The following is a 13,269-nucleotide window of genomic DNA, read 5'->3' on the forward strand; positions in this document are numbered from 1 at the left end:
TCACAGCAGCAAATCCATCAGATGCGGCAGCAGCGGGATGTCGGCGGGCGGCATCGGGTAGTCGCGCAGCTTGTTCGGGCGGACCCAGGCGAGGTTCTGGCCCTCGCGCGGCACCACCATGCCTTCCCAGCGGCGGCAGATGTAGAGCGGCATCAGCAAATGGAAGGTCTCGTAGGCGTGGCTGGCGAAGGTCAGCGGCGCCAGGCACGGCTCGCTGACGGTGATGCCGATCTCCTCGTGCAGCTCGCGGATCAGCGTCTCTTCCGGTCGCTCGCCGGGCTCGATCTTGCCGCCGGGGAATTCCCACAGGCCGGCCAGCGCCTTGCCTTCGGGACGCTGTGCCAGCAGCACGCGCTTGTCGGCATCCACAAGCGCGCAGGCGACGACGAGGGTCAGCTTGATGTCAGCCATGCGGCACGGATGTCCCTTCTCAAGCATGATCCGGAAAAGTGCGAAGCGGTTTTCCGAAAAGATCATGCTCAAACAACGAGTCAGCAAGCTTTCATTAACCAGCTCCGCGCCGTCAGCCAAACGATTTGTATTCGCGGGGCTTTTTCTGCACGCGGGATAAGTCGGCCTTAATTCGCTACCGGCAGGGTGAGGGCTCTCATTTATCTGCCCATCATACTCTTTGCCGATATAACCCATGAGCACCTTGATCCGGACCATCAGCCGTTTCCGCCGCGATCGCTCCGGCAACATCGCGATGACCTTTGGCCTGGTCCTGCTGCCGATCGTCGTCGCCGTCGGATGCGCGGTCGACTATTCCCGCGCCAACCAGATCCGCAGCAAGCTGCTATCCGCCGCCGATGCTGCGAGCGTCGGAGCGGTCGCCAAGGCATCGCCCGGCTTCATCGCGGCCGGTGCCATGACCTCGGACGGCGAGATCACGGCGGGCGAGGCCGACGCGACCAAGATCTTCAACGGCAACATCTTCAACCAGAACGGCTTCACGCTGACCAGTGTGACGCCCACCATGACCAAGAGCGGTGGCACCATCACCTCGACGGTGAAGTTCACCGCCGATGTCCCGACCATGTTCATGGGCGTGATCGGGCAGAGCAAGATGAGCGTGTCGGGGACGTCGACCTCGACCGCCAACATGCCGCTCTATATCGATTTCTATCTCCTGCTCGACAATTCGCCGTCGATGGGGGTTGCGGCGACGCCGACCGACGTGACCACCATGGTCAACAACACGGCCGACAGCTGCGCGTTCGCCTGCCACGACTACAACGATGCCAACAACTACTACAATCTCGCCAAGAAGCTCGGCGTGACGACGCGGATCGACGTGCTGCGCAGCGCGACCCAGCAATTGATGGATACGGCTGCGAACACCGCGACCTATGCGAGCCAGTACCGGATGGCGATCTACGATTTCGGCGCCTCGTCGAAGACGATCGGCCTGCGCGCGCTGTTCACGCTGTCGACCAGCCTGTCGAGCGCCAAGACCGCGGCCGGCAACATCGACCTGATGGGCGTCTACGGCAACAACGACGCCTACACCGCCGACAAGGACAGCCAGTTCAGCACGGTGCTTCCCGCCATCAGCAACGCGATCAGCGCGCCCGGCCCCGGCACCTCGGCGGCGCCGATGAAGTATCTGTTCTTCGTGTCCGACGGCGTGGCCGACGAGCCCAATACAGGCTGCCTGAAACCGCTCAGCGGCAGCAATCGCTGCCAGTCGCCGATCAACCCGGCGCTATGCACGGCCATCAAAAACCGCGGCATCAAGATCGCGGTGCTCTACACCACCTATCTGCAGCTGCCGACCAACAACTGGTACATGACCTGGATCGATCCGTTCAATCAGGGTCCGTTCGGCCCGTCGCCGAACAGCCAGATCGCGCAGAACATGCAGGCCTGCGCGTCGCCGGGCTTCTATTTCGAGGTCAGCCCGACGCAGGGCATCGCGGACGCGATGAATGCGCTGTTCAAGAAGGCGGTCGCGGACGCGCGGATCTCGAGCTGACGCCGCGCCTCCCATCTCTCCCGTCACCCTGAGGAGGCCGCGAAGCGGCCGTCTCGAAGGGCGACAGCCCGGCTGTCTCGACGCGGACGCATTGGGGCCGTGCATCCTTCGAGACGCGCTACGCGCTCCTCAGGATGACGGGATTAACCTTGTCGTTTCGCCTCGTCGCAACTGCGGTGAACTCTACGACCGGTAATCGCCGTTGATCGTGACGTATTCCTTGGTGAGATCGCAGGTCAGCACGCGGTCGCGCGCCTTGCCGAGGCCGAGCGCGACCTTGATCTGGATCTTCGGCGCCTTCATCGCTTCCGACACTTCTTTCTCATTGTAGGACGGGTCGCGCGCGCCGCTCTTGGCGACGCGGATGCCGTTGAAGGAGATCGAGAGCTTGTCGCGGTTGGCGGGCTCGCCGGCCTTGCCGACCGCCATCACCACGCGGCCCCAATTGGCGTCCTCGCCGGCGATCGCGGTCTTCACCAGGGGCGAATTGGCGATCGACATCGCGATTCTGCGCGCCGACGGTTTTGTCGTCGCGCCCTCGACCACGACCTCAACCAGCTTGCGCGCGCCTTCGCCGTCGCGTGCCACCTGCTCGGACAGATTGGCGAGGATCTGCTGGAACGCCTTGGTGAAGGCCTTCAGGCGGGGGTCGCTGGCGCGCGAGATCTTCGGCGCGCCGTTGGCGGCCGCAGCGCCGGTCGCAAACGCCAGCAGGGTGTCCGAGGTCGAAGTGTCGCCGTCGATGGTCAGCGCATTGAAGGTGTCCTCGACGCCCGCCTTGAGTAGGGATTGCAGCACCGAGGCCGACAGCGGCGCGTCGGTGAAGATGAAGGACAGCATGGTCGCCATGTCGGGCATGATCATGCCGGCGCCCTTGGCCATGCCGTTGATCGTCACCTTGGCCTTGCCGAGTTTCACGGTCGCGGTCGCGACCTTCGGGAAGGTGTCGGTGGTCATGATCGCCCTGGCGGCGTCCATCCAGAGGTCGGGCGTCGCCGTCTCCGCGAGCTGCGCCAGCACGCCGTCGAACTTGGTGGCGTCGAGCGGCTCGCCGATCACGCCGGTGGAGGCCAGGAACACATCCGAGGTCGAACAGCCGACCGCCTTCGCCGCGATCTGCGCGGTCAGCGCCGTGGAGGCCTTGCCGGTCTTGCCGGTGAAGGCGTTGGCGTTGCCGGAATTGACCACCAGCGCGCGCGCAGCTCCGGCCTTCAGCTTGGCGCGGCACCATTCGACCGGCGCCGACGGGCACTTCGACTTGGTGAAGACGCCGGCCACCGTTGTGTCCTTGTCCAGCAGCGCGAGCAGCACGTCGGTGCGCCCCTTGTAGCGGATGCCGGCGGCGGCGGTCGCAAGCCGCACACCCGCGATCACGGGCATCTCGGGAACGTCAGGCGGGGCGAGGGGGGAGACGGCGGTGGACATCGGCAAGCTTCCGGCTGCGGGGAGGGAAGCGCTGCATATCATCTCACCGGCTGAAGCGGGAGAGGGCTAACGCCGGTGTCATCAATCGTTCAAGAAAGCAGTAGCCCGGACGCAGCCGCGTAGCCCGGATGGAGCGAAGCGCAATCCGGGCTACGAAGCTGTCGCCAAAAAAGCAAATGGCCGGGACGAGCCCGGCCATCGCGCATTGCAGCTGGTGGTGCCGCGAAGCTTACTTCTTCGCCGGCGCCATCTTGTTGTCGGCCGGCTTCGGCGCGTCCTTCGCGGTGTCGGCCGGAGGAGTGGTGGCCTTGGTTGCATCCTTGGCCGCGTCGGCGGCCGGCTTGTCCATGCGCTCGACCTTGGCGGCCTCGCGCAGCTTGGCGACGTAGTCGGCCTGGGCCTTGCGGGTCACATAGGTCTCGATCTGGGCCTTCACCTGCTCGAAGTCGGGCGCCTTGCGGTTGCGCTTTTCCTCGACCTTGATGATGTGCCAGCCGAACTGCGACTTGACCGGATCGGAGATCTTGCCCGGCTCGAGCGAGAAGGCGACCGCGGAGAATTCCGGCACCATCTGCTCCTTGGTGAAGAAGCCGAGGTCGCCGCCGTCGGAGGCGCCGGGATCCTTCGACTTCTTCTTGGCGAGCTCGGCGAAGTCCGCGCCCTTCTCGAGCTCTGCCTTGATCGCCTTGGCCTCGTCCTCGGTCTCGACCAGGATGTGGCGGGCGCGCACCTCCTGCTCGCCGGTGATCTGCTTGGCGGCCTCGTCGTAGACCTTCTTCATGGCATCGTCGGTGGTGGCCGCCTTGCCCTCGCTGGCAAGCAGGCTGTCCATCAACAGGCGGTTGCGGGTGAAGGCGAGCCGCTTCTTGAAGTCGTCATTGTTCTCGATCTTCTTGTCCTCGGCGGCCTTGGACACGATCTTCATGTCGATCAGGAAGGACAGCACGTTGTCCTTGCGGGTCGAGGGGTCCATCTGCTGCAGGCTCGGGCCGAGTTCCTCCTCGGCGAGCGCCACGTCGCTGGCATGGATTTCGGAACCGTTGACCTTCGCCAGCACCGGGTCGGATTCCGCGGCGCGGACCGGGAGGCCGGCAGCCAGCACTGCGACAAGACAGCCCGTGGCAGCCAGGGTGGCGAGGCCGAGGCGCAGGCCGGTCTTGGTTTCCGGAGGCGAGGTGGTCATGCAAAATCCTTGGTCTAAAGGGGGGAAGCTCGAGCGGGGCGGACACTCGCCCAATCGTGTTACATTGGCAACGCGAAAGTCGTGTCAAAATGATGAATTCCTTGACATCTTGCCAGCGTTGACAACCCCCCGACCGGGCCATATCTCTGGCCCACCGTTTCGGCGGTGAGAGCGCTTATTTTGCTGCGTTTTTCGCCGTTGAACCCAGGATGGCCTGTTTCCCACTCAATTGGCGGAGGAGCTCCGGGCCGGAGCTCGACTGGCAGCGCGTCACGGTGAGTTGATAGGCGATCCGGTGAACTATCTCAGGCTGTGACCCAAGAACTGACTGAACCAAGACCGAACTCGAGACCGAAGAACAGGAATTTCGCATGATCGGCGCGCTCGCCCGCAAGTTTTTCGGCTCCGCAAACGACCGTCGGGTCAAGGGATATCAGTCCCGGGTCAACGCCATCAACGCGCTGGAGCCCGAGCTCGTCAAACTGACGGACGACGAGCTCAAGGCCCGTACCGCCGAATTCAAGCAGCAGCTCGCCAGTGGCAAGACGCTGGACGACATCCTGGTCCCGGCCTTCGCCACGGTGCGCGAGGCGGCCAAGCGGACGCTCGGCCAGCGCCATTTCGACGTTCAGCTGATCGGCGGCATGGTGTTGCACGAGGGCGACATCGCCGAGATGAAGACCGGTGAAGGCAAGACGCTGGTCGCGACGCTTGCGGTCTACCTCAACGCGCTCGCCGGCAAGGGCGTCCACGTCGTCACCGTCAACGACTACCTCGCCCGCCGCGACTCCGGCTGGATGGGCCAGATCTATGCGTTCCTCGGGCTGACCACCGGCGTGATCGTGCACGGGCTCGACGACGCCGAGCGCAAGGCCGCCTATGGCTGCGACATCACCTACGGCACCAACAACGAATACGGCTTCGACTATCTGCGCGACAACATGAAGTACCGCCTGGAGGACATGGTCCAGCGCGAGCACTATTACGCGATCGTCGACGAAGTCGACTCGATCCTGATCGACGAAGCGCGCACGCCGCTGATCATCTCCGGCCCGCTCGACGACCGCTCGGATTTCTACAACACCATCGACACCTTCATGCCGAAGCTCGCCAAGAAGGACGACTACGAGGTCGACGAGAAGCAGCGCACGGTGACGCTGACCGAAGGCGGCATGGAGAAGCTGGAGAACCTGCTGCGCGACGCCGGCCAGCTCAAGGGCGATTCGCTGTACGACGTCGAGAACGTCTCCGTCGTGCATCACGTCAACCAGGCGCTGCGCGCGCACACGCTGTTCACTCGCGACAAGGACTACATCGTCCGCGACGACGAGGTCGTGATCATCGACGAGTTCACCGGCCGCATGATGCAAGGCCGGCGCTATTCGGAGGGCCTGCACCAGGCGCTGGAAGCCAAGGAGCACGTCACGGTCCAGCCCGAGAACCAGACGCTGGCCTCGATCACCTTCCAGAACTACTTCCGGATGTATGCCAAGCTGTCCGGCATGACCGGCACGGCGCTGACCGAAGCCGACGAACTGTTCGACATCTACAAGCTCGAGGTCGTGGAGATCCCGACCAACCTGCCGGTGGCGCGTCTCGACGAGGACGACGAGGTCTATCGCACCCAGAACGAGAAATACGCCGCGATCCTTGCCGAGATCGAGCGCGCCAACAAGCGGCTGCAGCCGGTGCTGGTCGGCACGGCATCGATCGAGAAGTCGGAAGTGCTGGCCGACTACCTCAAGAAGCACGGTTACAAGCAGATCGACTTCACGTCGGAATCCGGCATGGAGAAGCTCTATGCCGCGGCCCGCGCCGGCAAGCCGGCAAAGCTGTTCGCGGTGCTGAACGCGCGCTTCCACGAGCAGGAAGCCTATATCGTCGCGGAAGCCGGCGTGCCGGGCGCGATCACGATCGCGACCAACATGGCCGGCCGCGGTACCGACATCAAGCTCGGCGGCTCGCTCGAGATGCGGATCCAGCAGGAGACCGCAGGAATCACCGACGAGGCCGAGAAGGCCAAGAAGATCGAGCAGATCAAGGCCGACATCGAGCGCTTCCGCGAGATCGTGCTGAAGGCGGAAGAGGATTTCGAGGTCGAGCCCGCCAAGGGCAACAAGCCTGCCAAGACCGTGAAGAAGCCGGGCGGCCTCTACATCATCGGCTCCGAGCGCCACGAATCCCGCCGCATCGACAACCAGCTGCGCGGCCGTTCCGGCCGTCAGGGCGATCCCGGCCGCTCGAAATTCTTCCTGTCGCTGGAAGACGATCTGATGCGCATCTTCGGCTCCGACCGGCTCGACAGCATGCTGCAGCGGCTCGGCCTCCAGGAAGGCGAAGCCATCATCCATCCCTGGATCAACAAGGCGCTCGAGAAGGCGCAGCAGAAGGTCGAGGCGCGCAACTTCGACATCCGCAAGAACCTGCTCAAGTTCGACAACGTGCAGAACGACCAGCGCAAGGTGATCTTCGACCAGCGCGTCGACCTGATGAAGGACGACAGCGTCGTCGAGACCGTGACCGACATGCGCCACGCCTTCGTCGAGGACGTGGTCGCCAAGCACATCCCCGAGCACGCCTATGCCGAGCAGTGGGACACCGCCGGCCTCAAGGACGAGCTGAAGCGCGTGCTCGATGTCGACCTGCCGGTCGACGAATGGGCCAAGGAAGAGGGCATCGCCGACGAGGAACTGCTGACGCGTATCGAGGATCACGTCGACGAGCGCATGGCGGCCAAGGTCGCGCAATGGGGCCCCGACGTGATGCGTTACGTCGAGAAGACCATCCTGTTGCAGACGCTCGACCATCTCTGGCGCGAGCACCTGATCATGCTCGACCATCTGCGCCAGGTGATCGGCCTGCGCGGCTACGGCCAGCGCGATCCGTTGCAGGAGTACAAGACCGAGGCGTTCAACCTCTTCCAGGAGATGAGCGCACATCTGCGCGAGGCCGTCACCGCGCAGCTGATGCGGGTCGAGATCGTGCCGCCGGAGGAGCCGCCGCAGCCGCTGCCGCTGATGGAAGCGCACAAGCTCGATCCCAACACCGGCGAGGACGAGTTCGCCCGCGCCAGCCTGACCGAAGCCACCTACGCCCAGGCCTCGCTGGCGCCGGGGATGCCCGTCGCTGAGCGCAATCCGAACGACCCGGCAAGCTGGGGCAAGGTCGGCCGCAACGAGGACTGCCCCTGTGGGTCAGGCAAGAAGTACAAGCACTGCCACGGAAGGTATGCGTAGTCGCTGCGATCAATGACGTGGCGGGCGATGAGCCCGCCGGTCACAGCCGCACCGCCGTCATCCCGCATACGCCTTGTCGAGATCGGCGATGACGATCTTCTGCATCTTCAGCATCGCCTGCATGACGCGGTCGGCCTTGGCGCGGTCGGGATCGCCGAGGTAGCGGCTCAGCGCCGTCGGGATCACCTGCCAGGACAGGCCGAAGCGGTCCTTGAGCCAGCCGCAGCGCGATTCCTGGCCGCCGTCGGTGAGCTTGCGCCAGAAATAATCCACCTGCTCCTGGGTCTCGACGCTCAGGAAGAACGACACCGCCTCGTTGAACTTATGCTGCGGTCCGCCGTTGAGCGCGTAGAACCGCTGGCCCTCGAGCTCGAAGCTCGCCATGAAGTCGCTGACGGTTTCGATCTCGGCGTTCGGAAACACCGATTTGTAGAAGGCGACGGCATCGCGGACGTTGTTGTCGAGCCAGAGGAACGGCGTGATCGAAGGCATGACGGGGTGTCCTCGCTAGTTTGTCGATCCGGGGTAACCTTGCGTGACGGCACGCGAAGGCTGCGCCGCAGGCGCGCCCGGAGGACGGAGCAGGCAGCCCTAACCCGACATTTCCTCGCCGGTCTTTTTTCGATGATTTTCGACGGCCGCAGCGCCCGGCCGCCTCGGCCTCAGTTGGCGCTGCCGATCAGACTTTCCAGCAGGCGCTTGAGCTCGGTGGTCGACTTGTCGCCATAGCTCTCGACGATGTGCTCCTCCTGGCTCACCGCGAGCGAGTTCAGCCGTCGGCACAGCGCCTTGCCGCGGTCGGAGACGAACATCAGCACCTTGCGGCGATCCTTCGGATCCTGCACTCGGTAGACGAGGGCGTCCGACACCATGCGGTCGATCATCTTGGTCAGCGTCGGATGGTTGAGCAGCACGGCATCCGCAAGCTCGCCCATCGAGTGGCCGTTGCCGTCGGACAGCACTTTGAGGATGCGCCACTGCTCGACCGGCACGCCTTCCTTGGCGAGCCGCGTCTCCAACTGCCGGTTGATCTCCCGGTTCGCTTGCGCGAGCAGGTAGGCGAGATGTTCGGTGATCGGGGAATTTTCTTTCGGCGGTTTAGCCACGGCGTGAGACCTGGTTCCTGACCCGGTGAATGAATGTCCGGCAACGCATGCCGTTTCTATATGCACTTCAATTGTTGAATATTCAATATTTTCACCTAGGATATTCCCCCAACCAAAGGGCGGATGCCGCGACCGCCCGCTGGCTGCGTTGCGTTTTGCTTCCCAGACAGGAGTTGGCGTGCTCTCGACGGTCTCTTTCCAGGCGTATGGCGGCATGCCCGTCGCGCCGCCGCTGCTGTTTCGAAGTCCGTCGTCCTGCGCGGCCGATCTCGCTTTGACCGTCAAGCCGGGCTCCTCGCGCCGTGGCGGCACCGACAGCAAGCTTAGGATCGGCAATTTCATCACCTTCTCCGGCGCGCCCGGGATCTGGGGGCCGATCTCGGCCAACAGCGTCATGCTCGCGGTCGCCGAGATCAACCGGCGCGGCGGCATCCGCGGCCGCGAGGTCGAATTGTCGATGTACGACGCCGGCGGTCCGATCGAGGAGGTGGTGCGCCGCGCCGAGCAGGCGATCGCGTTCGACGAGATCGACGTGATCATGGGTTCGCATATCTCGGCCGTCCGCCTCGCGCTGCGCAAGGTTACACGCGGACGCGTCCCTTATGTCTACACGCCGGTCTATGAGGGCGGCGAGCGGACGCCCGGCGTGATGGCGATCGGCGAGACGCCGCGCGCCGAAAGCCGGCCTGCGATCCACTGGCTCACCGAGGTCAAGAAGGCACGGCGCTGGTATCTGATCGGCAGCGACTATGTCTGGCCGTGGCAGTCGCATCGCGCGGTGAAGCGCTATATCAAGGAGTCCGGCGGCCGGGTGGTCGGCGAGGAATTCGTCCCGCTCGGCGAGGACGATCACGAGCCGCATCTGGCGCGGATCCGCGCCGCCAAGCCCGACGTCGTGCTGGTCACCCTGATCGGGACCGACAGCATCACCTTCAACCGCGCCTTCGCCGACGCAGGGCTCGCCGCCACCACGCTGCGCTATGCGGGTGCGATGGACGAGACGGTGCTGCTCGGCATCGGGCCCGAGGCGACCGAGAACCTGTTCTGCGCCTCCGGCTATTTCGGCTGCGTCGACTCCCGTGCCAATGACGAGTTCCAGGCCAGTTACCGTGCGATGTTCGGGGCGCATGCGCCGCCGATCGGCTCGGTCGGGCAGTCCAATTATGAGGGGATGCGCTTTCTCGAAGCGGCGGCCAACCGGGCCCGCTCGCTGTCGATGGGGCCGTTGTCATCAGCGGCGCGCAACCTGGTCTACAGCGGCGCGCGCGGCACCGTCACCATTCGCGACGGCCGCGCCGAAATGCCGATCTATCTCGCCGAGGCCGACGGTCTCGACTTCAGGGTGATCAAGACGATCTAATGGCACTGTCGCCCGCGCGGGCGCTGCGCGCTCGCCGTGCGACGGGCCGGTGCCGGACAGGAGCAGGTGTGCACGCAACGCTCAACGCCACGGCCAGGATGCTGAACGGGACCGGCGGCTTCCCATGCCCGCCATCCCTGCTGTTCAGGAACCTGGCGCCGCCGAGCGACCAGGCGATGTCGCCGGCCGATCACGGCCTGTTCAGGCGGCGCAGGGCGGCCAACAGGCTCAAGATCGGCGGCTTCGTCTGCTGCACCGGTTCGCCCGGGATGTGGGGACCGGCCGCGACATCGAGCGCGCAGCTCGCAGTCGCCGAGATCAACCGGCGCGGCGGCATTCTCGGCCGCGAGATCGAGTTCCAGGTCTACGACGCCGGCGGACCGATCGACGACGTGCTCGACCGTGCCGAGCAGGCGATCGCGTCCGACGAGGTCGATCTCATCATGGGCATGCACACCAGCGCGGTGCGCGTCGCGCTGCGTGGCCTGATCACCCGCAGCAGGCTCCCCTACATCTACACGCCGGTCTATGAGGGCGGCGAGCGGACGCCGGGCGTCATTGCGATCGGCGAGACGCCGCGCTGGCAGAACCGGCCGTCGATCCACTGGCTGGCCGAGGCGAAGCGCGCCTCGCGCTGGTACCTGATTGGCAGCGATTATGTCTGGCCCTGGCAGTCGCACCGCGCCGTGAAGCGTTATATCAAGGAGACCGGCGGCGTCGTGGTCGGCGAGGAGTTCGTGCCGGTCGGCGAGGACGACCACGAGGCGCAGCTCGAGCGGATCCGCGCGGCGAAGCCCGACGTCGTGCTGATCTCGCTGATCGGCACCGACAGCGTGACCTTCAACCGCGCCTTCGCCGATGCCGGGCTCGCCGCGACCACGCTGCGTTTTGCCGGCTGTGTCGACGAAACGGTGCTGCTCGGCATCGGCGCCGACAAGACCGAGAACCTGTTCTGCGCCTCCGGCTACTTCCCCTCCGTCGGCTCGCGCGCGCCGGCGACGATTTCAGAGACCGCTATCGCGCGATGTTCGGGGCGTTCGCGCCGCCGATCGGATCGTGCGCCGAGTCTGCGTATGAAGGCTTCTGCCTGCTCGAGGCTGCCGCCAACCGCGCCGGCACGCTGGACCTTCGGCCGTTGCTCGCGGCGGCGGACAACCTCGTCTATCGCGGCCCGCGTGGTCCGGTCACCGTGCGTAGCGGTCACGCCAGGATGCCGATGCATCTTGCCGAAGCCGACGGCCTCGACTTCAGGGTGATCAAGCCGATCTGAGCAGTGCGACAGCGTCGCCGGAAGGTTTTGCGAAATAATACTTGAAAAGGAAAATATTTCCGTTTTCAATACAGCGACGGGGTGAGCGGTTCGCGCGGGCAACGCGCCGCTGCGCCCTGCGTCGAGGGATCAAATCCAAAGATCAAAAGCTATCAGGAGAGCGCCGTGACCGTCGTCCTTCCCACGCCAACGCAACTTCGTGCCGTCGCCGAGCAGTGCGGCCTGTCTCTCACCGATGAGGACGTGGCCTCGTTCCGCGGCCTGATGCAGGGCTCGATCGACGCCTACAACGTCATCGCCGCGATGCCGGACGAGCTGCCCGAGGTGAAATATCCGCGCACGCCCGGCTATCGCCCGGCACCGGAAGAGAACAAGCACAACGCCTGGTACCGCAAGTCGACGGTGAAGGGCGCGGCCTCCGGCAAGCTCAAGGGTAAGACGGTGGCGCTGAAGGACAACATCATGCTGGCCGGCGTGCCGATGACCAACGGCTCGTCGACACTGGAAGGCTTTGTGCCCGACTTCGACGCCACCATCGTCACCCGCATGCTGGATGCCGGCGCCGAGATCAAGGGCAAGGTGCACTGCGAGCATTTCTGCCTGTCCGGCGGCAGCCACACCGGCTCCTACGGTCCGGTGCACAATCCGCACAAGATGGGTTACTCGGCCGGCGGCTCGTCGTCGGGTTCCGGCGTCGTGGTCGCGCTCGGCGAGGTCGACATGGCGATCGGCGGCGACCAGGGCGGCTCGATCCGCATGCCATCCTCGTTCTGCGGCACCTACGGCATGAAGCCGACCTGGGGCCTCGTGCCCTACACCGGCATCATGCCGATCGAGATCTATGTCGACCACACCGGCCCGATGACCGCGACGGTGGAAGACAACGCGCTGTTGCTGGAGGTGCTGGCCGGCGACGACGGCTACGATCCGCGCATCAAGGCGCCGAAGGTCGAGGACTACACCAAGGCGCTGGGCAAAGGCGTCAAGGGCATGAAGATCGGCGTCCTCAAGGAAGGCTTCGAGCAGCCGACCGCGGAGGCCGCGGTCAATGAGAGCGTGCGCGAGGCTGCCAAGCGCTTCAAGGATCTCGGAGCGTCGGTCGAAAACGTCTCGATCCCGATGCACATGGCCGGCGGCGCGATCTGGACCCCGATCGGCACCGAAGGCCTCACCCAGACCATGATGTTCGGCGACGGCTACGGCCTCAGCCGCGGCGACCTCTATTCGACCTCGCTGATGGACTTCCATCGCGGCTGGCGCCGGCAGGCGGATTCGCTGTCCGAGACCACCAAGCTGTTCATGATGCTCGGCACCTACATCAACAACAATTTCGGGCCGCGCTTCTACGGCAAGGCGCTCAACATCTCGCGCCGGCTGGCCGCGGCCTACGACAAGGCCTTCAAGGACTACGACCTGCTGCTGATGCCGACCACGCCGATGAAGGCGACGAAACTGCCTGAGCCTAATGCCAGCCGCGAGGAATACGTCGCCCGCGCGCTGGAGATGATCTCCAACACCGCGCCGTTCGACATCACCCATCATCCGGCGATGTCGCTGCCCTGCGGCATGGTCGACGGGCTGCCGGTCGGCCTGATGCTGGTCGGCCGGATGTTCGAGGAATCCACCATCTACCGCGCCGCGCACGCCTTCGAGCAGGCCGGCGACTGGAAGAAGATGTGAGGCGCCGCTTGTTGCAGACGCGAGGTCGAGGGAT

General features: G+C 64.9%; 9 protein-coding genes and 1 pseudogene. 5 read left to right on the plus strand and 5 right to left on the minus strand.

The window, feature by feature from the left end:
• Nucleotides 1–411, minus strand: coding sequence for a (deoxy)nucleoside triphosphate pyrophosphohydrolase (locus tag ACVILL_RS14710; RefSeq protein ID WP_456734263.1), 411 nt, complete (start codon nt 409–411; stop codon nt 1–3).
• 235 nt (nt 412–646) lie between these two features.
• On the opposite strand from ACVILL_RS14710, the gene ACVILL_RS14715 reads away from it, so the two are divergent.
• On the plus strand, nt 647–1,975 hold the full coding sequence (locus ACVILL_RS14715; protein WP_456729702.1) for a TadE/TadG family type IV pilus assembly protein: 1,329 nt from the start codon (nt 647–649) through the stop codon (nt 1,973–1,975).
• Nucleotides 1,976–2,158: 183 nt separating this feature from the next.
• On the opposite strand, the gene argJ is transcribed toward ACVILL_RS14715, so the two are convergent.
• Together argJ and ACVILL_RS14725 are read right to left on the minus strand one after the other, a co-directional pair.
• Nucleotides 2,159–3,400: a bifunctional glutamate N-acetyltransferase/amino-acid acetyltransferase ArgJ gene (gene argJ / locus ACVILL_RS14720; RefSeq protein ID WP_456729703.1), complete on the minus strand. Its 1,242-nt coding sequence runs from the start codon at nt 3,398–3,400 to the stop codon at nt 2,159–2,161.
• A gap of 229 nt (nt 3,401–3,629) precedes the next feature.
• The gene (locus tag ACVILL_RS14725) at nt 3,630–4,583 is read right to left on the minus strand and encodes a peptidylprolyl isomerase (protein ID WP_456729704.1); all 954 of its coding nucleotides are present in this window, start codon (nt 4,581–4,583) and stop codon (nt 3,630–3,632) included.
• A 371-nt stretch (nt 4,584–4,954) separates the two neighbouring features.
• On the opposite strand from ACVILL_RS14725, the gene secA reads away from it, so the two are divergent.
• Nucleotides 4,955–7,819: a preprotein translocase subunit SecA gene (gene secA, locus ACVILL_RS14730; RefSeq protein WP_456729705.1), complete on the plus strand. Its 2,865-nt coding sequence runs from the start codon at nt 4,955–4,957 to the stop codon at nt 7,817–7,819.
• Between the two features lie 57 nt (nt 7,820–7,876).
• On the opposite strand, the gene ACVILL_RS14735 is transcribed toward secA, so the two are convergent.
• The gene (locus ACVILL_RS14735; RefSeq protein WP_456729706.1) at nt 7,877–8,311 is read right to left on the minus strand and encodes a VOC family protein; all 435 of its coding nucleotides are present in this window, start codon (nt 8,309–8,311) and stop codon (nt 7,877–7,879) included.
• A gap of 170 nt (nt 8,312–8,481) precedes the next feature.
• Entirely contained in the window at nt 8,482–8,925 is a 444-nt protein-coding gene (locus ACVILL_RS14740; RefSeq protein ID WP_016847408.1) for a MarR family winged helix-turn-helix transcriptional regulator, read from the minus strand.
• Nucleotides 8,926–9,103: 178 nt separating this feature from the next.
• Here ACVILL_RS14740 and ACVILL_RS14745 point away from each other — a divergent pair, with 178 nt between their 5' ends.
• The 3 genes and pseudogenes from ACVILL_RS14745 (at nt 9,104) to ACVILL_RS14755 (ending at nt 13,235) form a co-directional block, all read left to right on the plus strand.
• On the plus strand, nt 9,104–10,285 hold the full coding sequence (locus ACVILL_RS14745; RefSeq protein WP_456729707.1) for a substrate-binding domain-containing protein: 1,182 nt from the start codon (nt 9,104–9,106) through the stop codon (nt 10,283–10,285).
• A gap of 98 nt (nt 10,286–10,383) precedes the next feature.
• Nucleotides 10,384–11,555, plus strand: a pseudogene (locus ACVILL_RS14750) (substrate-binding domain-containing protein).
• Between the two features lie 165 nt (nt 11,556–11,720).
• Nucleotides 11,721–13,235 (plus strand): amidase, encoded by a 1,515-nt coding sequence (locus ACVILL_RS14755; RefSeq protein WP_456729708.1) that lies wholly within the window; start codon nt 11,721–11,723, stop codon nt 13,233–13,235.
• The last annotated feature ends 34 nt before the right edge of the window (nt 13,236–13,269 follow it).

The sequence above is a fragment of the Bradyrhizobium sp. USDA 3364 genome, from assembly GCF_054056355.1.

Excerpts from the sequence above, each read along its gene's own strand:
- ACVILL_RS14725 (WP_456729704.1), bottom strand. The coding sequence starts at position 4,583 with ATGACCACCTCGCCTCCGGAAACCAAGACCGGCCTGCGCCTCGGCCTC.
- ACVILL_RS14710 (WP_456734263.1), bottom strand. The coding sequence starts at position 411 with ATGGCTGACATCAAGCTGACCCTCGTCGTCGCCTGCGCGCTTGTGGAT.
- ACVILL_RS14715 (WP_456729702.1), top strand. The coding sequence starts at position 647 with ATGAGCACCTTGATCCGGACCATCAGCCGTTTCCGCCGCGATCGCTCC.
- secA (WP_456729705.1), top strand. The coding sequence starts at position 4,955 with ATGATCGGCGCGCTCGCCCGCAAGTTTTTCGGCTCCGCAAACGACCGT.
- ACVILL_RS14735 (WP_456729706.1), bottom strand. The coding sequence starts at position 8,311 with ATGCCTTCGATCACGCCGTTCCTCTGGCTCGACAACAACGTCCGCGAT.
- argJ (WP_456729703.1), bottom strand. The coding sequence starts at position 3,400 with ATGTCCACCGCCGTCTCCCCCCTCGCCCCGCCTGACGTTCCCGAGATG.